Source organism: Helicobacter pylori (assembly GCF_017594925.1).
GTDB classification, from domain to species: Bacteria; Campylobacterota; Campylobacteria; order Campylobacterales; family Helicobacteraceae; genus Helicobacter; species Helicobacter pylori_DP.
The window spans coordinates 42,585-60,960 of sequence record NZ_JAALNT010000007.1 but is presented as its reverse complement, the minus strand read 5'-3'; the positions used below and the strand labels follow the sequence as shown (position 1 = coordinate 60,960).

Here is an 18,376-nt window from a genome sequence, read left to right as displayed (position 1 = left end):
CTTTAATACTTCCTATTGAGTGGGGAGTTGAGATTGTCTTGGTGGTTAGTGGCTCGTTGCAAAACATTGTTCGTTCTTTTTTGCGAAGGATCAGCGTTTTCTTCATTATTGATTTCATCAATTTTATTTTCGTTATTGATCAGATCATTCACCTCTTTAGTGACTTTTTCATCTTCTTCTTCATGCTCAATTTTTTTTATATCCTTATTAGGTTGATTGTTTTGAGTGGTTTTAGTGTTGTTTTGGTGCGATTGGGACGATTTTTTAGGCTCGTCTTTGCATGCGCTAAACAGGCTTAAAACAAAAGAGATAGCGATAAAATGAGTGATTTTAGATTTCATCAATTAAATTTCCTTAAGTCAATGTATAATTTGGCTATCTTATCATAAAAATGATTAAGGATTGGCTAGGGTAAGAACAAATTGCAAGAAACAGATGACTTATTAAAAACATTGAACGTGAAATCGCTTTTAGAAGCCTTGCTTGTTTATACGCCCAAAGGTTATAAAGATTTGAATTTATTAGAGCGTTTTGAAACGGGCTTGAGCGGCGTTTTAGAGGTGGGTATTTTAGAGAAAAGGAACTACGCCAAAGTTTTAAAGATCTTTGCCTATTCCAAACGATTTTACAAAAATTTAGAGCTTGTTTTTTTTAATCACAGCGCGTTCCATTACAGCCAGTTCAAAACCGGCGAGAGTTTGTTCATTTATGGCAAATTAGAGCAAAGCTCTTTTAATCAAGCTTATATCATTAACACGCCTAAAATCCTTACTGAGTTTGGCAAGATTTCTTTACTTTTTAAAAAAGTTAAAAACCATAAAAAAATACAAGAAAATTTACAAAAACTCCTTTCATTAGAAAATTTAAAAAAGGAAGGTATCAAAGAAAATATCGCGCATCTATTGTTAGAAATCTTTTTCCCCACGCCACATTTTGTCAAGGATTTTGAAACGAATAAAAATTTCCCTTCACAACATTTAAATGCATTAAAATATATTGAAATGCTTTTTTATATGAAAAATTTAGAGCGCAAAAAATTGCAATTTGGCGCTAAAATCGCATGCCCTAATAACAGCGAACGCTTGAAAGCGTTTATCGCTTCTTTACCTTTTAAGCTCACGCGCGATCAACAAAACGCTATTAAAGAAATCCAAAGCGATCTCACTAGCTCCATAGCGTGCAAGCGTTTGATTATAGGCGATGTGGGGTGTGGGAAAACGATGGTGATTTTAGCGAGCATGGTATTAGCCTACCCTAATAAAACCCTTTTAATGGCGCCCACTTCCATTCTCGCTAAACAGCTTTATAACGAAGCCTTAAAATTTTTACCCCCTTATTTTGAAGTGGAATTATTGCTTGGCGGGAGCCACAAGAAGCGATCCAATCATTTGTTTGAAACAATCACGCATGTGATTATAGGCACGCAAGCGTTGTTGTTTGATAAGCGCGATTTGAATGAATTCGCTCTAGTGATCACTGATGAACAGCACCGATTTGGCACCAAGCAGCGCTACCAATTAGAAAAAATGGCGAGCAGTAAGGGCAATAAACCCCATTCTTTGCAATTTTCCGCCACCCCCATTCCTCGCACTCTGGCTTTAGCCAAAAGCGCGTTTGTGAAAACGACCATGATTAGAGAAATCCCTTATCCTAAAGAAATTGAAACTTTGGTTTTGCATAAAAGAGATTTTAAAATAGTGATGGAAAAAATCAGCGAAGAAATCGCTAAAAACCATCAAGTCATTGTCGTTTATCCGCTGGTGAATGAGAGCGAAAAAATCCCTTATTTATCGCTCAGTGAGGGGGCGAGTTTTTGGCAAAAACGCTTTAAAAACGTTTATACCACTTCAGGGCAAGATAAAAATAAAGAAGAAGTGATTGAAGAATTTAGAGAGTTTGGGAGCATTCTTTTAGCGACTACGCTCATTGAGGTGGGCATTTCTTTACCACGATTGAGCGTGATGGTGATTTTAGCGCCCGAAAGGTTAGGCTTAGCGACTTTACACCAGTTAAGGGGGCGCGTGTCTCGTAACGGCTTGAAAGGCTATTGTTTTTTATGCACGATTCAAGAAGAAAACGAACGATTGGAAAAGTTTGCTGATGAATTAGACGGCTTTAAAATCGCTGAATTGGATTTAGAATACAGAAAAAGCGGGGATTTACTCCAGGGCGGGGAGCAGAGCGGGAATAGTTTTGAATACATTGACTTAGCCAAAGATGAAAACATTATCGCTGAAGTGAAACAGGATTTTTTAAAGGCCGCTAGCGTTTCACGGGGAACATTTGAAAATTGAAAATTGAAAATTGAAAATTAAGGCAGAATTGGGTAATTTAAATCATTATAAAATAAAGGATAGAGATGCAAAATAAAGAAATTGGTGGAGAAAAAAGCGTTAATGAAAAAAATTTAGAGGTATTTAATCGTTATTTTCCCGGTTGCTTGAGTATAGAAAATGACAACCAACTCACGCTGGATGTGGGAAGATTAAAAGCGTTACTAGGGGATTTTAGCGGGATAAAAGAAGAGGGCTATGGGTTGGATTTTGTGGGTAAGAAAATCGCCTTAAATCAAGCTTTTAAGAAAAATCATAAGATTTTAAAGCCCTTAAATGAATCCACGAGCAAGCACATTCTCATCAAGGGCGATAATTTAGACGCTCTCAAAATCTTAAAACAAAGTTATAGCGAAAAAATCAAAATGATCTACATTGACCCCCCTTACAACACGAAAAGCGACAATTTTATCTATGGCGATGATTTCTCGCAATCCAATGAAGAGGTTTTAAAACAATTGGATTATTCTAAAGAAAAGCTGGATTATATCAAGAATCTTTTTGGGTCAAAATGCCATAGCGGGTGGCTTAGTTTTATGTATCCTAGATTGCTGCTCGCTAGAGATTTGCTCAAACAAGACGGCGTGATTTTCATCAGCATTGACGATAACGAAGCCGCCCAACTCAAACTTTTATGCGATGAGATTTTTGGGGAGGGGAATTTTATAGAAACATTTTTATGGAACAAAACGCAAACGCCACCATCTGCATCAAATAAAACTAGAAAAACGCATGAATTTATTTTATGTTATCAAAAAAATAAAGATAATAAAAAAATGATTGCAAAATTTTCTGATGGAGGAGATGCCCCTCTTTGGAATGAAACAAATTCTGAAAGAATTTTAACTTTTCCTGCAAATTATGTTTTTTCAAATTTAAAAAATGGGATTTATAAAAAAGGAATTAGAGATAAAATTGAAGTTTTAGATGATATTGAAGTTTATAATGGGAAAATAACAAATAGTTTTAGATTAAAAGGGCATTTTCGTTGGAAGCAAGAAACATTGAACGAAGAAATAATTAATAATGTATTTTTAGTCGTAAAAAGCGAAAAATTTTCTATTCGTTATTGTAGAGAGGGTGAAAGAATTGTTATGCCTACAAATGAAATATCAAAAAAAGATAATGTAGGAACAAATGAAACTGCTTCAAAGGAGTTATTAAAACTATTTGATGATAACAAAATTTTTAATTTTAATAAACCTGTGAGCTTAATCAAATATTTAATTTCTATATGTAGCAATAACACAAACGAGGGCGACATCATCTTAGACTTTTTCGCCGGGAGCGGGACGACTGCGCATGCCGTGTTAGAGAGTAATAAGAGCGATTATCAAAAATTAAGTGAGGGGGGGGGGGTTATTTAATGGCTTGAACGCCGCATTTAAAGAAAGGCGCTTCATTCTCGTCCAATTAGATGAAAAAATTGATCCCAAGAAAAACAAAAGCGCGCATGATTTTTGTTTAAACACTTTAAATTCCACCTCCCCGAGCATTTTTGACATCACCGAAGAAAGGATTAAAAGAGCGGGGGCTAAAATCAAAGAAGCTTGCCCCAATTTAGACGTGGGGTTTAGAGCGTTTGAAATCATTGATGATGAAACGCATGCTAACGATAAAAATCTCAGTCAAGCCCATCAAAAGGATTTATTCGCTTATTCTAACCCAAAAAAAAGAGAAACTCAAACGATTTTAATCAAGCTTTTAGGCTGCGAGGGTTTGGAACTCACCACCCCTATAATTTGCTTGATTGAAAACGCCTTGTATCTGGCTTTAAATACGGCTTTCATTGTGGGGGATATAGAAATGAGCGAAGTTTTAGAAAACTTGAAAGATAAAGGGGTGGAAAAAATTAGCATGTATATGCCCGCTATCAGTAATGATAGGCTGTGTTTGGAATTGGGCAGTAATTTGTTGGATTTGAAATTAGAGAGCGGCGATTTAAAGATTAGGGGGTAGAGGTGAAAATCAAATTCAAACGATTGGATTATCAAGAAAAATGCTTGAATCAAATTTTAGGGGTGTTTAAGGGGGTCTATTTTGAAGAGTCAAAAGAAGATATTCAAAGGATTGCTAACCCTGTTTTTGAAACAGAAAAAGTCAAGGATCTTTTATTAGAAAATATTGAGGATTTGCGATCGAAACAAAAAATAACCCAGGGAATCGTGGGGATTGAGAAGTCGTTAAACTGCGATATTTTAATGGAAACAGGCACCGGGAAGACCTTTTGCTTTTTGGAATGCGTTTATGCCTTGCACCAAAACTACCATTTGTCAAAATTCATCGTTTTAGTGCCAAGCAACGCCATTAAATTAGGGGTTTTAAAGAGTATTGAAATCACTAGAGAATTTTTTAAAAGCGAGTATTCTACGCATTTGGAAAGCTATGAAGATATAAGGAGCTTTATTTTAGCGAGCAATCATAAATGCTGCGTGTTGGTGATGACTTTTTCTGCCTTCAACAAAGAGGGTAATGTTATCAATAAATCATGTTTAGAAGACATGAATCTATTCAATGGTGCAAAAAGTTACATGCAAGCTTTAGCGAGTATCCACCCGGTAGTGATCATGGACGAACCGCACCGATTTTTAGGCGATAAAACAAAAAAATATTTGGAACAATTAAACGCTTTAATCACGCTCAGGTTTGGGGCGACTTTTAAAGATGATTATCATAATTTGATTTACGCGCTAGACAGCAAAAAAGCGTTTGATTGCTCCCTAGTGAAAAGCATTAGCGTGGCGTCTGTGGGGGAGAGTAAGGAGTGTTTTTTAGAGCTTAAAGGGATTGAAAAAAGAAATGGATATGAAGCTGCAATCAACTACACGGATTTAGCAAATAAAACTAAAAGCGTCAAAGTCAAAACGCATGATAATTTAGGGGTAGTAACTCAAATCAGCGCTTTAGAAGATTACATTGTAGAAAAAATCACTAAAACTGAGATTCGTTTTCTCAATGGCTTTAATTTGTTACTGGATCAAAAAGAGCCTTTTTCTCATCTTTTAGAGGGCGAGCAAGAAGTGATGCTGAAAGAAGCGATAAAAAGCCATTTTGAAAGAGAAGAAGGGCTTTTTAAAAAGGGGATTAAAGCCTTGTGCATGGTGTTTATTAGCGGGGTGAATAGCTATTTAAGCGAGAATGAACAGCCGGCTAAATTGGCCCTTTTATTTGAAAAACTTTATCAGCAAAAGCTTGAAGAAGTCTTAAAAAAGCCTTTAGATGAAAATTATAGAGCGTATTTAGAGCGTACCAAAGACGCTATTTTAAAAGTGCATGGAGGGTATTTTGCTAAAAGCAAGAAAGAGAGCGATGAAGCCCAAGTGATCGCGCTCATTTTAAAAGAAAAAGAAAAATTGCTGAGTTTTGATTCCGATCTCAGGTTTATTTTTTCGCAATGGGCGTTGCAAGAGGGGTGGGATAACCCTAATGTGATGACGATTTGCAAATTAGCCCCCAGCCATTCCAATATCACTAAATTGCAACAAATCGGTAGGGGGTTAAGGCTCGCTGTGAATGATAAGGGCGAACGCATCACTAAAGAGCATGCTGATTTTGATTTTGTCAATGAATTGGTGGTGATTGTGCCGCAAGTTGAGGGGGATTTTGTGGGAGCGATCCAGCAAGAGATAAGCGAACACAGCTTGATCAAACAATCATTCAGTGGGGGAGAGTTAGAAAAAAGCGGCATGGTTAAAAAAGGGTATTACGGGGCTTTATTTGAAAAGTTAGAGAATTTGGGTTTTGGAGAAAAAACAGGTGATGAAAACTTTAAACTCACCCTCAATCAAAACGAATTTTTAAAAAAAGAGCCGGAACTAGAAAGATTAAAAGATGAAAAATACCTGGATTTTGAAAAATTAAAAGATTTTTTAAAAGATCGCTTGGTTGGTAATTCTAGGGTGAGGAACAAAAACGAGCGAAAAACTGAAAAAATCAAAATCAATAAAGAAAATTTTAAAAAATTTGAAACCTTATGGGCGGGTTTGAACCATCAAGCCCGGATCGCTTATGCCATTGATAGCGAGAGCTTGATTGATGAGATTGTCAAAAATATTAATTCTTCTTTTAAGGTCAGTTCAAAAATGGTTTCGGTTACGATGCATAAAAAAGTAGAAACGATGGGAAATAACGCCAAAACAGAGATTTTTGATAGAGAAAGAGTATGCGTGTGGAGTCTGCATGAATTTATCAGCGCCTTGTCCAACAAGGTGAAATTGAGTTTTAAAAGCGTGGCTAAAGTGTTAGAAAAAATTGATGAAAACAAGTTTAATGAAATTAAAAAAAACGAACAAGAGAGCTTAAAGCGCTTAGAAGAGCTGTTTTTGGAAATCATTTATCAAAATATTAAAGATAAAATTTCCTATCAAATGCGCGAAACGACGATTAAAAACAGAAAAAACGATGCGTTTTATGATGAAAAAGGAGAAATTAGAGAGTTTTTAGACGGGAGTTTGGGGGCGGATAAATATGAGATTAAAAATTCAAGCACGCGAGAAAAATGCCTGTATGAAAATTTCATGCAAGTGGATAGCGAGATTGAAAAAGACACGATTGAAGAATCTAACGACACTAAAATCATTGTTTTTGGCAAGCTCCCTAGGGTTAAAATCCCGATAGGGTTAAATCAAACTTATAGCCCTGATTTTGGGTATGTGGTTGAAAATAACGATAAAAAAGTGTTGTTAGTGGTGGAAACTAAGGGGGTTGATAAAAAAAGCGAATTACGCCCTGAAGAAGAGCGGAAAATTTCAACCGCTAAGAAATTTTTTGAAGCTTTAAAAAAGCAAGGCGTGAATATTGAATACAAAACCAAGTTGAGTAATGATCAATTAAGCGCGTTGATCAATGAAGTTTTAAATCGTAAAGATTAGAGTTAATAAGCTCAATTACTCTAATGTTTCACATGGAACAATTTCAAAGAAAAGCGTTTTATTTAAAATTCATGGTGCTTTTGTTATAATCGCTTTTATCCCATTTCAAAGGCGTTTTTATGATTTTCACTCGCATCCCGCTCAAAGATTTTATTAAAAAACACAATCCCCAAACACCCACAAAAGAAACTATAGAAAATTTTGAAAAAGAAATAAACAGCTTATTAGAAAACGCGCCAAGACAAGATGATGAAGAATTTCAAAAAAATGAAATCAATAAGTTTTTAAAAAATGCCTATGGCTATGACTGCAACACCTACGAAAAAGTGGATAGCACGATCTATGTGGATGGAGAAGTTCGGGTGCTTATTGAAGTCAAAGCCCTAAACAATAGGAACGAATTCCCCAAAGACAGAGAAAACCCGCTCAGTAAAGCCTTTTGTCAAATGGTTTTTTATTTTTTAAAAGAGATAGAAAACAATAACTTCCTAAAACACGCCATTATTTGCAACGCGCATGAATTTTTCCTCTTTGATTGTAAGGATTTTTGCACCCTTTTCCAAAATCATAAACGCATTACAAAACTCCATAAAAATTGCGCTTCAAAAGAAGGCACAGACCATAGCACCAAAAGATTCTACAGCGATTTAGAGGAATATTTAAAAAAGGATTTTAAAGGCGAACTCCGCTACACTCACTTTAATTTGAGCGATGATTTTAAAGAACTCCCTTTGATTTATCAAGTTTTAAGCCACGAAGTCCTTTTAAAACAAAGGAAAACCCTTGACGCTAACACGCTTAACAAAGATTTTTATGAAGAATTGCTCTATATTTTAGGATTAGAAGAGAAAAATGACAAAGGGAAAACTTTAATCAAACCCAGCCGCACCCAAAACTCCCTAAGCGATGCTTTAAAAAAACAATACAAAGATTTAGATGATGAAGAAGTCATGGCGTTACTCATCGCTTGGAATAACCGCATCTTGTTTTTACGGCTTTTAGAAAGCCTTTTGATCTCGTTTGAGCATTTTGAAAAAGAAAAATCTTTCTTAACCACAGGAAACTTTAACGATTTCAACGCCCTAAACACCCTCTTTTTTGAAGTCCTAGCCAAGAAAAACAGCGAGCGTTTATCAGAAATTAAAGAAAACAAGATTTTAGAGAAAATCCCTTATTTGAATTCCAGTTTGTTTGATAAAACGCCTTTGGAATTAAAGGGGTATGAAATCAAGCTTTTAGACAATAAAAAGCTAGAAATCTATAAAAATTCCGTTCTCAAAAAACACGAAGATTACCAAGAAAAAAAAGCTTTGCCCTTGCTGGAATACTTTTTTGCATTTTTGCGTCTTTATGATTTCACCACCACCCCTAAGACATTAAAGAAAAATAACAGCGAAAGCTGTTTGATTAACCCTAGTGTTTTAGGGCTTGTTTTTGAAAAACTCAACGGCTATAAAGAGGGGAGCTTTTATACCCCAAGCTTCATCACAAGCTACATGTGCAAAGAGAGTATCACGCCGATTGTGCGGGATAAATTCAACGCCACTTATCAGTGGGACTGCAAAGATTTAGAAGCGTTGAAAGGAAAAATAGACAGAAATTTTTCAAATGAAAAAGCTAAAGAATACTTGCAACTCCTTCTCACTTTACGCGTTTGCGATCCGGCGGTGGGGAGCGGGCATTTCTTGGTTTCAGCACTCAATGAAATGGTGTTAATTGCTTATGAGCTAGGGCTTATTGCTTCCTTGTATCGCCACGAGCTTAGATTAGAAAACGATGAAATCATCATTCACCACGCACAAACGGGTGAAATCTTTAACTACAAAAAACCGCATAGCGAAAACGACCCCCACCACCATATCCAAAAAGAACTTTTTAATCTTAAAAAATCCATCATTGAAAACTGCCTTTTTGGCGTGGATATTAACCCCAATTCTTGCGAAATCACCAAGCTCAGGCTATGGATAGAGCTTTTAAAATACAGCTATTATATTTTTGAAAAGGGCAAGAACACTAACAATCTTGAAACCCTCCCCAACATTGATATTAACATCAAGTGCGCTAACAGCTTGATTTTTAACTTCCCCTTAAATTCTAAGCTCACCATAGGACAGACGCTAGAGTTTTCTAAAAATCTCAAAGCCGAAATCAAAGAATACAAAAATTCTGTAATGCTCTATAAAGAAGGTTTAGGAGAAAAAGCTAAAATCTTACAAAATATCGCTAAACTCAAATCCCTTATCATCAACTATTTTATCGAGCAACACCAAGCAAAAAAACACCTTAAAGAATCGCTCAAGGCTTTTATAAGTGAATACGGCGATGGGATTTTTGATATTGGCACAGCTTTTGGTATGGAAATGCTAAAGATCGCAAGGCTCAAGGAAAATAACTATAGATTTAATCCTACACTGACAAAAAAGCAACCAAGCCCCATAGGCGTTGAAGCGAATAGACTGCTCATTAAAATCAAAGAATGCTATGAAACGCTAGAAAATCTAAAAAATTCCAAAGCTTTTGAATGGCGTTTTGAATTCCCTGAAGTTTTAGATGATGAGGGGGATTTTTTAGGCTTTGATTGCATCATAGGCAACCCGCCTTATATCCGCCAAGAACACATCAAAGACTTAAAGCCTTTATTAGAAAAGCAATACCAAGATTTTTATAACAGCACCGCTGACATTTACACCTACTTTTTTGCCCTATCTTACCACCTTTTAAAAGAAAAGGGGTTTAACGCTTTCATCACTTCCAACAAATACGCGCGAGCCAAATACGGCGCCAAATTGAGAGAATTATTACTCAAAAAAACCACCCTTGCTAGCTACATGGAATTAAACGCCTTAAAAGTCTTTGAAAGTGCTGCAGTGGATACCAGCATCATGAATTTCATCAAACAAACGCCCCTTAAAGAGAGCGTTTTTAAATATTACGAACCCACCCAAAACGATAAAGACGATTTGAAAAGCACCCCCCACCTTTCCATGAAACAAAACGCACTTTCAACAGAAAGCTTTATTTTTGCCAACGCCACGCTTTTAGACTTGAGGGACAAAATAGAGAGTGTTGGCACCCCGCTCAAAGACTGGGGTATTCAAATCAATTACGGGATTAAAACCGGCTGTAACGAAGCCTTTATCATTCCCACTGAAAAAAGAGACGAAATCTTAAAAAACTGCGATGATTTGCAAAAAGACGAAAGGGGAATGAGCGAAAGAGAAAGGACTAAAGAGCTTATCAAACCCATTTTAAGAGGGAAAGACATTAAAAGGTATTCTTATGAGTGGGCGCATTTGTGGGTGATTAACACCCATAACGGCTACACTTCTGCCTTCAAATCTAAAATCCCTCCCATTGATATAGAAAAATACCCCGCAACAAAAGCGCATTTAGATGCTCATTACGACACTATTGCAACACGATGCGATCAAGGAGACACCCCCTATCACTTAAGGAATTGCGCGTATTTAGAGGATTTTGAAAAAGAGAAAATTGTGTATCCAGAGACTTTACAGGAGGCGTATTTTGTATATGAAAACAGCGGAATATTTTTAGAAAAAACCGCATTTATGATTGTTAGTGATGCTTACAATCTTAAACTTTTGACTGCTTTGCTCAATTCTAAACTGATTACATTCTATTTTAAAAATTTTTGCGGAGGTTGTATTTTAGGTAAGAGTGGTTATCAATATAATAAGCATGCTTTAGAAAAAATACCCATTCCTAAAATCACCCCTAAAAACCAAGAATTAGCCCAAAAAATCACCGATTGCGCGGAGCGGATTTTAAAATCAAAAGAAAAAGACCCCAAAGCCAACACCCAAGAATTAGAAAAAGAAATTGACGCTTTAGTCTATCAGCTCTACAATCTCACCGATGAAGAAATTAAGATCATTGAAAACGGGCAGTGAATAAAAAGCACTTGTTCTTTGTCTAAGAAACACCCCCTTTAAAAAAGGGGGACTCTTGAAAAACTATCGTTTGATTTTTAATTCCAAACAAAACCCTAAAAAACTAATTTTAAGGTATAATGTTTCCCAAGAGTATTTACTATGATTTTTTCTCATAGAAGTCTCCTAGACAAACTTTACCCCCTAATCTCTAGTGGAATAAAAATTAGGGGGTGAGCGTTATTTTATCCTAATCTCACAAAAATGATTTTTATAAAAGCTGCAAACCACTAATTTAAAATCGTATTGAAAAACTTTTCTTCCAAATTTTTGAAATTCCATTAAATATTTGTTCAATACCGCAAATTTTTAACTTAAAGCTTGTTTTTAGAGCTTAAGTTATTGGCCTTACTTTTTTCTTGAAAAATATCTTTATAAATAAAGAGATTAAAATCATTGAAGAAGAAATGGTTAGAAAAGTTAACAATATTTAGTTAAAATCAGCAAAAACTGACTAGGAGGTATTAATGGTCAATACTTTGGAACTAGCAAAATATATTCTTAAGCATTCAAACAAAGAATTGAGTAACTTAGAATTGCAAAAAACTTTGTATTTCACAGAGCTTGATTATATCAAAAAGTTTGACAAACACCTAGTTTCTGATGATTTTGAAGCTTGGAAATACGGGCCTGTTGCAAGAGAGGTGTATTATGAATATCGCAATTATGGTGCCAATTCCATTGACAAACCTAAAGAAGAAACGCTCTCACAAAATCTTAGAAAAGATGAACTTGAAACCATCAATTGCTCCATAGAAAAATGCAGCAAAAAATCTTATTGGGATTTAGTGAAAGAGAGTCATAAAGAAGATGGCGCTTGGCATAAAAGCTTCAAAGAAGACAGAAAAGAAATCATTAGCAAAGATTTGATCAAATAAGAAGCCAAACAAGCAAATGGAAACTAAAGAAGAAGATAAAGATAAAAAGCTAGAAGAAATGATTGTATCGCTGTGTGAAAAGGGGGATTTGTCTAGCTAAACAGATCAAATCATCAAAGATCTCAAAGAAATCTATGAAGGAGAATACAAGCATAAATACTCAAAAATTACAACTATTATTTTAAATTCTACAAGGGATAAAGAGCAAGCCTTTATGACGCTCACACAAAATATAAGGACACTCAAAGAGATTCAAGATAATAAAGAAGTTGAAAGCATTAAACCAAAACTAGAAAAGCTTTATGATCACATGAATTTAGAGTGTATCAGACTGCAAGATTTTGATGAGAAAATGAGTAAAGTTAAAGATGTTTCTAATAAGCTAGAAGATGATCTAAATAAAAACTATAAAAAATTAAGCGAAGAATTGAATAAGCAACAAACGCAATACATAACCATTTTAGGTATTTTTGCTTCTATTGTTTTAACATTTGTTGGGGGATTGGCGTTTTCCACTTCTGTTTTATCAAATATTGACAAAGCGAACGCCTATCGTTTGGTTTTTGTTATGGCTTTTATAGTTTTATTTTTTTGGGAATATTTTATATCTGCTTTTTTCTTTTTTATCAAAAATATCCTTATCAAAAGAGAAAAAAGATAAACAAGAAAATTTTTGCAAAAAACCCATGTTTTGGTTTAATCTGATGGTTACAATTCTATTTGTGATTGGTTTTGTGGGAGAATTGCATATAATACAGAGATTAGTTTCTAAATATTTTTAATTCAACCCAACCCATTTTTTGTGTCCATTCCAATAAAACTTGATTTGAAAATTTCAATACTCACTCATTGAAAAACCTAAATTATTTCTTTCAAATTTAGTCCTAAGAAATCCAATCACGCACTTATTTAACACCGCAAGCCTTTTAGCTTAAAGTCCTTTTGATTAAAGACTCAATAAGTTTCACAGAAATCATTTTAATTCTTAAACAAAGACTCTAAAGCTTCTACCCCTACTTTTGGCGTTTCTTTTTCGTTTTCATTTTCTGCGTTTTCTTTGACGCTAGGAATGGTTTCAAACTCTATGTGATAGCCTGTAAGCATGGACGCTAAGCACACATTCACCCCGCCTTTACCGATAGCCTTAGATTTTTCAATGTCTAACAAGCGCACTTTAGCCTTTTGCAAATGGTTATTGACAATAAAACGCTCTTGAATGGATTCTTTTTCTTCAGCACTCAATTCTTCTATAGGGATTTTTTTAATTTCAACGCTTAAAATTTTGGCTGGAGCGAGCGCTAAAGTGATATAAATTTCAGGCACATTAGAATACTCTATGCAATCAATATTTTCTTTATTCAATTCGTTACTGATCGCATTAATGCGCACACCCTTAACCCCCACAGCCGCGCCTATGGGATCAATCCTAGCGTTATGGGAAAAAAAGCTCACTTTCGCTCTGTTGCCTGGGATTCGTGCACAATGGATGATTTCAATTTCCTTATCTTTAATTTCAGGGACTTCTAATTCCAACAAAGCTTCAAGCATTTTAGGGGTGGTGCGGCTCAGCTCTAATAGTAAGCCTTTTTTCGTGCGTTTGACTTGCGTTAAAACCGCTTTAATGCTATCGCCTATTTTAAAACTCTCGCCTTTAATGCGATGGCGCATGGAAAGAACGCCCTGGAATTGCTGCTCGATTTCAATAAAAGTGTTTTGATTTTTATCCACTAAAATCACTTGCCCCATTAAAACGCTGTTAAGACGCTTTTGAAACGCTTCAAAGTGGCTGTCTTCTAACGCTTTTTCTAGCTGGTATTGCAAATCTTTAAAAAGGCGGTTGATCGCTCCTTGTTTCATGCTCTCCAAACTCAAACTATAGGACAATTCGTCTTTAATCTTAACGCTTGGATCCATTTCTTTGGCTTTAGACAAGCTGATGTATTTAGAAGGGTCGTTAATCAATCTTTCATCATCATCTTCTAAAACTTCTACCAACTGGATAAGCTGGAGCTGCTTGTTTTCTTCAACCACCAAGTAGCGCGCTAGGGGGTCTAACTCATTTTGCGCCATTTTTAACAAACAGCCTTGAATCACTTTTGAAATCATCTCTTTAGGCAAATTTTTTTCATACGCAATGCATTCTATAAGGTCGCTGATTTTTTCCATTCTTGAGTTCCTTTAAATTGATGTTCTATCGTTTTCTGTCATTCTCTATTGTGGGGGAGCGGCGCGTTTAAAAGAAATTTTATTATAGCGAATTTTTAAGCTTTATTAAGAATTTCTTCTAAAACCAGAGCGATTTTTTCCAAATCTTTTTCATTCAAGCTAAAGACTTCAAAGCACACAAATGTGCATGAAATTCTTGTAATAACGCCTTTTTGAAAAAGCTTTAAATAAAGTTTCTCGCAATCTAAATTCTGGGTGTTTTTGGGCTGGACTTTCACGCAAAAGGATTCTAATTCCCTACCAAACAAATTCCCTATTTTAGAAAAGCTAGAGGCTATGCTCACGTTCAATTCTAAAGGCTTTAAAAGGGCGTAGAGTTTGAGAGCTTTTTGCAATAAGGCGTCTTTAGTTTGGTTTAGTAGCGCATGAATGGTGGTTTCTTCTTGATGATTGACCCATGCGTTTAGGCTGTGAAAAAGCAAGGTGAGCGTGATTTTATCCGCTCTTAAGGCTCTATAAAGGGGGTGGTTTTTTAACATTTTAACCCATTCTTTTTGCCCCATAATAATGCCCGCTTGCGTGCCATTAAAGGATTTATCCGCGCTAAAACTTACAAGCGATGGTTTTAGGGCTAAAACCTCTTCTAAAGCCGTTTTATTTAACAAATCCACATCCCCTAAATTGTAATAATCTATCAAATCATGCTCTTTAGCCAGAGCTTGTAAATCTTTAAAGGGCGTGTCTTTTTTGAAAGTGGGGTTGTGGGTTTTAAAGAGCATTTTGCTGTTTTCATTCAAGGCTAAGCGGTAATCCCTTAAATAAGCGCGATTGGTATTCCCCACTAAATGCAACCTAGCCCCACTATTTAACAAAATATCTTTAAGGTTAAAATCCCCCCCCACTAATTCGCCATAAGAAACAACGATTTCTTTTTCTTGCGCTAAAGCGTTAGCGATGAGGAATATTGCGCTGGTGTTATTATTCACAATCAAAATTTCTTCAGTGCCAAAGCACGCCTTAAAAAGCTGTTTTAAAGGGGTTAAGCGGTTCTTTTTTTTAGCGGTGTTGAGATCGCATTCTAAATCAATGGGTTGGGTTAAAACTTCTCTTAAATAAGGTTCAATCTTTTCATAAAATTGCGGGCTAAAAAACGATCGCCCATGAGTTTCATCAAAAACGCTCGCGCTCGCATTGATGATTTTTTGATAAGGGTTTTTCAAAAGATCCGGGGTTGTTGGGGGCGTTTCTTTAGCCATGATGAGTGCGTTTGATTCCTTTTTGAGAGCTAAAATAAAGCGTTATTTTAATCTAAACCCGCTAAATTTTTGATAAAACTACTTTTTTAAAATCCTTAAGAGCGTTTGAATGAGTTTATTGAGCGAGCGGAACTTTTTCCATAGAGTTTGGCGGTTTCTATAGGGCTTTTTCATGTTTGTTTCCATGTTCAAAATTCAAAAAGAAATCCTAAGATTTCTTTAATTTTAGAACTGATAGGATACCTCAAAACGCGCGTTAAATCCAGGGGCTGGGAGCGCCATGCGTTTATTTTTAGGGATCATATCGCTCGCTGGAGCGTCCGCGCTCGCTTGCCACACGGAAGCCTGGCTGACATATTGCTTATTTAAGATATTGTTAAACACGGCTGAAATCCTTAAACCCTGCCATTTTTTAGAAGTGGGGGTCCAGTTGATAAAGACATTATGCACGCCATACCCGGGTTTATGGATTTTCATCAAGCCGTATTGGGGGTAGTAGATAGAATAGCCTTCATAGAACATATTGGTTACAAAGCGTGAGAGCCAAGTTAAAGTAAGCCCCCATTTGTGGATATTGTAATCGGCTTTTAAGATAAACACATTCCCAGTCGTGGCGGCTAAAGCGTAAGTATCGGCTAATAAATGCCCCCTAGCTGTCGGCCAAGAGCGAGCTACTGAGAAAGTCCCTACGAAATTTTTATATTGCACATTCCCTGAAACTTCATAACCATAAATATTAATGGTTTCGGGTAAATTCCCTGACATGTTTTTTGCAGTCGCGTTACCCCCACCATTTTTAGAAGTGTCTTGCCCGTAGCTGTTGATGAAGTTATTGATCACTTGATAGAACGCTGCCCCGCGCACATTGAAATACTTGCTGTTGTAATCCACATTGAATTCCACATTTTGACCGATTGATGGGCGTAAATTCCTTTGATAAATCACCGTAGGATCGCGCATCAAAACGCCATCGCCAGGCAAAGCCCCTTTAGTTACATACGCATAGCTCACTTTCAAGCCAATGCTTTCAATGGGGTTATAAAGCACGGTTGCAGAAGGCGAAAAGCCAGAAGTTACATGCGTGCGGCCGTTTTTGTCTAGCAAGGTGTAAATATCATAACGAGTTCCCGCACCCACGATGAGATTTTTCAAGAGATTGTAGTTCGCTTGCATAAACCCTCCGATGATATTACCGATCGCATGCGAATTTTGGGGCATGTTACGATAGAGCGGGTTAGGCGCGTTTAGATTTTGAGGGTATTGAGAGCTTTGATCGGTGTAATAATGGCGGTAAGGCAAGCCCGGCCCATTAGGGTCGTTAGGGTCAATGTTGTTTTTATAATAGCCGTTTTTGCCTTTATCCAATCCAGAGAAAACGCTCAGGTTTTGATAAATCATGCCGTATTCAAACACGTTCCCATAATCTTCGCTAATGGGGTGGGTGACTTTAAAATTAACGCCTGAGTTGATTAAAAAAATCCTTCTGGCTAAAGTCCCCTCAGCGTCCGCATTCCCTAAAGTCCAATCGTTTGCGCTAGGGTTTTGAGCGTTAGGGGGGGTCATGTCATAATCAGGATTTTTAGGGACAAGCCCATGATAAATATTAGATCCTGTGGAAATTGCAGAAGCGCCTTGCCAATTGATCGATCCCGGCTGCCCATAGCCTATTTGATAACCTCCATCAGAAGGTCTGATAGCCCCTTGCGTGCATTGGCTGATATTATCCGGGTTGTTACACCACTCTCTCACTTCAGGGATATAATCCGGGTTAGCCGGCTCGTTAGAATTGTAAGCGAAAGGATTTACCACAGGGTTATAATTGCCCCCCCTTACCCCTAAAAAGGCAGTGGATTCAACGCGCGGCTGACTAAAACTAGTGCCTCCATCATGCTTGTATTTCAAGCTCAAATTGTGGTTGAAGTTAATGGTATGGGCTAATTCTTTCCCAAAGTCAATCACAAAGGGGGCTGGCTGGCTTCCTGGGTCGTTGGCTTTGGAGAGGGCTGAAGTGGTGTTAGGGCGTAAAAGCCTAGTGGAATTTTCCCTTGTCATGTTGTAGCTTAAGCTGATGGTATCTGTGTCGTTGATATAGCCATTGACTTTACCTAAAACGCTATTAACTTCGCTTGGAGTCCCTATGCCAATGTCGCTATTGCTCGGATCTTGTAAATCGTAGTTAGGGTGGAAGACATTCCTAAAGGCGTTGTTCCCGTCTCTATAGTAAAAAATATTTTGATGGTTGTAATAAGCGAGGATGTCCCAGTTTTTCCCCCGATAGGCTGCAGTGGCGTTCATGCGGTATCCAAAGTTAGTGTAAAAGCCCGCTTCCGCTTTAGCCCCATAAGTTTGATTCTTTCTTAAGAAGTCGTTAGCGTCAATCGTGGTGAAAGACAATTTACCCGCCACCGCACCTGGACCTGCTGAAGCGTTCGCTGCCCCCTTAATCACTTCCACTTCTTTAATCATGTTGGGATCGATTACGGTGTTAGCGTCATGGTGGAAAATGTTACCATTTTGAGCGACGCCATCTATTGTTACCCTTAAGAGACGGCTCTCAATCCCCCTAACATAGATCTTTTGCGCCATCAAGCCCCCACTGGCCACATTCACATCCGCTCTAGTCCTAAAAATATCACGGATTTGGTTACTCTGGCGTTGTTGGAGCTCTTTCCTGTTAATATACATTTTATTGTTGTATTCAAAAGTCCTTTCACCCTTAGTGGTTACCTTACCCAAAGTGTGGGTTGTTTCTTGAGCTTGCAAATTGCTAGCGACAATACAAGAGACAAACACGATACGAAATTGATTTCTAAGCATTTCTTTTAGCCTTTTTATTTACTTTTTTCTAAAAATTTAGTCAAGTTTTAAACCTAAGGTTATTATTACATTATTCTATTTAATAATACCTTAAATTTGTTTTAG

At 36.7% G+C, this 18,376-nt stretch carries 10 protein-coding genes and 1 pseudogene; 7 read left to right on the top strand and 4 right to left on the bottom strand.

What is annotated here, in order from left to right:
* Window positions 1–2: 2 nt before the first annotated feature.
* Entirely contained in the window at window positions 3–341 is a 339-nt protein-coding gene (locus tag G6069_RS04065) for a hypothetical protein (RefSeq protein ID WP_097695098.1), read from the bottom strand.
* A gap of 81 nt (window positions 342–422) precedes the next feature.
* Between G6069_RS04065 and recG the strand changes: the two genes are divergently transcribed.
* The 7 genes and pseudogenes from recG to G6069_RS04035 all read left to right on the top strand — a co-directional run bounded on the left by recG (window position 423) and on the right by G6069_RS04035 (window position 12,814).
* Window positions 423–2,294, top strand: coding sequence for an ATP-dependent DNA helicase RecG (gene recG, locus G6069_RS04060; protein ID WP_197293460.1), 1,872 nt, complete (start codon window positions 423–425; stop codon window positions 2,292–2,294).
* A 65-nt stretch (window positions 2,295–2,359) separates the two neighbouring features.
* Entirely contained in the window at window positions 2,360–3,700 is a 1,341-nt protein-coding gene (locus tag G6069_RS04055; RefSeq protein WP_331459017.1) for a site-specific DNA-methyltransferase, read from the top strand.
* Between the two features lie 4 nt (window positions 3,701–3,704).
* A complete protein-coding gene (locus G6069_RS08110) occupies window positions 3,705–4,292 on the top strand; it encodes a site-specific DNA-methyltransferase (RefSeq protein WP_331459016.1) in 588 nt (195 codons plus the stop codon).
* A gap of 2 nt (window positions 4,293–4,294) precedes the next feature.
* Window positions 4,295–7,204: a restriction endonuclease gene (locus G6069_RS04050; RefSeq protein ID WP_197293459.1), complete on the top strand. Its 2,910-nt coding sequence runs from the start codon at window positions 4,295–4,297 to the stop codon at window positions 7,202–7,204.
* Between the two features lie 119 nt (window positions 7,205–7,323).
* Window positions 7,324–11,115, top strand: coding sequence for a class I SAM-dependent DNA methyltransferase (locus tag G6069_RS04045; protein ID WP_197293458.1), 3,792 nt, complete (start codon window positions 7,324–7,326; stop codon window positions 11,113–11,115).
* A 506-nt stretch (window positions 11,116–11,621) separates the two neighbouring features.
* On the top strand, window positions 11,622–12,032 hold the full coding sequence (locus tag G6069_RS04040; protein WP_197293457.1) for a Panacea domain-containing protein: 411 nt from the start codon (window positions 11,622–11,624) through the stop codon (window positions 12,030–12,032).
* Window positions 12,033–12,141: 109 nt separating this feature from the next.
* A pseudogene (locus G6069_RS04035) lies at window positions 12,142–12,814 on the top strand (hypothetical protein).
* Window positions 12,815–13,010: 196 nt separating this feature from the next.
* Here G6069_RS04035 and nusA read toward each other — a convergent pair.
* The 3 genes from nusA to G6069_RS04020 all read right to left on the bottom strand — a co-directional run bounded on the left by nusA (window position 13,011) and on the right by G6069_RS04020 (window position 18,271).
* Window positions 13,011–14,198, bottom strand: a complete 1,188-nt coding sequence (gene nusA, locus G6069_RS04030) for a transcription termination factor NusA (RefSeq protein ID WP_197293456.1) — start codon at window positions 14,196–14,198, stop codon at window positions 13,011–13,013.
* Between the two features lie 95 nt (window positions 14,199–14,293).
* The gene (locus G6069_RS04025) at window positions 14,294–15,454 is read right to left on the bottom strand and encodes an L-seryl-tRNA(Sec) selenium transferase (RefSeq protein ID WP_197293455.1); all 1,161 of its coding nucleotides are present in this window, start codon (window positions 15,452–15,454) and stop codon (window positions 14,294–14,296) included.
* A 225-nt stretch (window positions 15,455–15,679) separates the two neighbouring features.
* A complete protein-coding gene (locus G6069_RS04020) occupies window positions 15,680–18,271 on the bottom strand; it encodes a TonB-dependent receptor (RefSeq protein WP_197293454.1) in 2,592 nt (863 codons plus the stop codon).
* Window positions 18,272–18,376 lie beyond the last annotated feature (105 nt).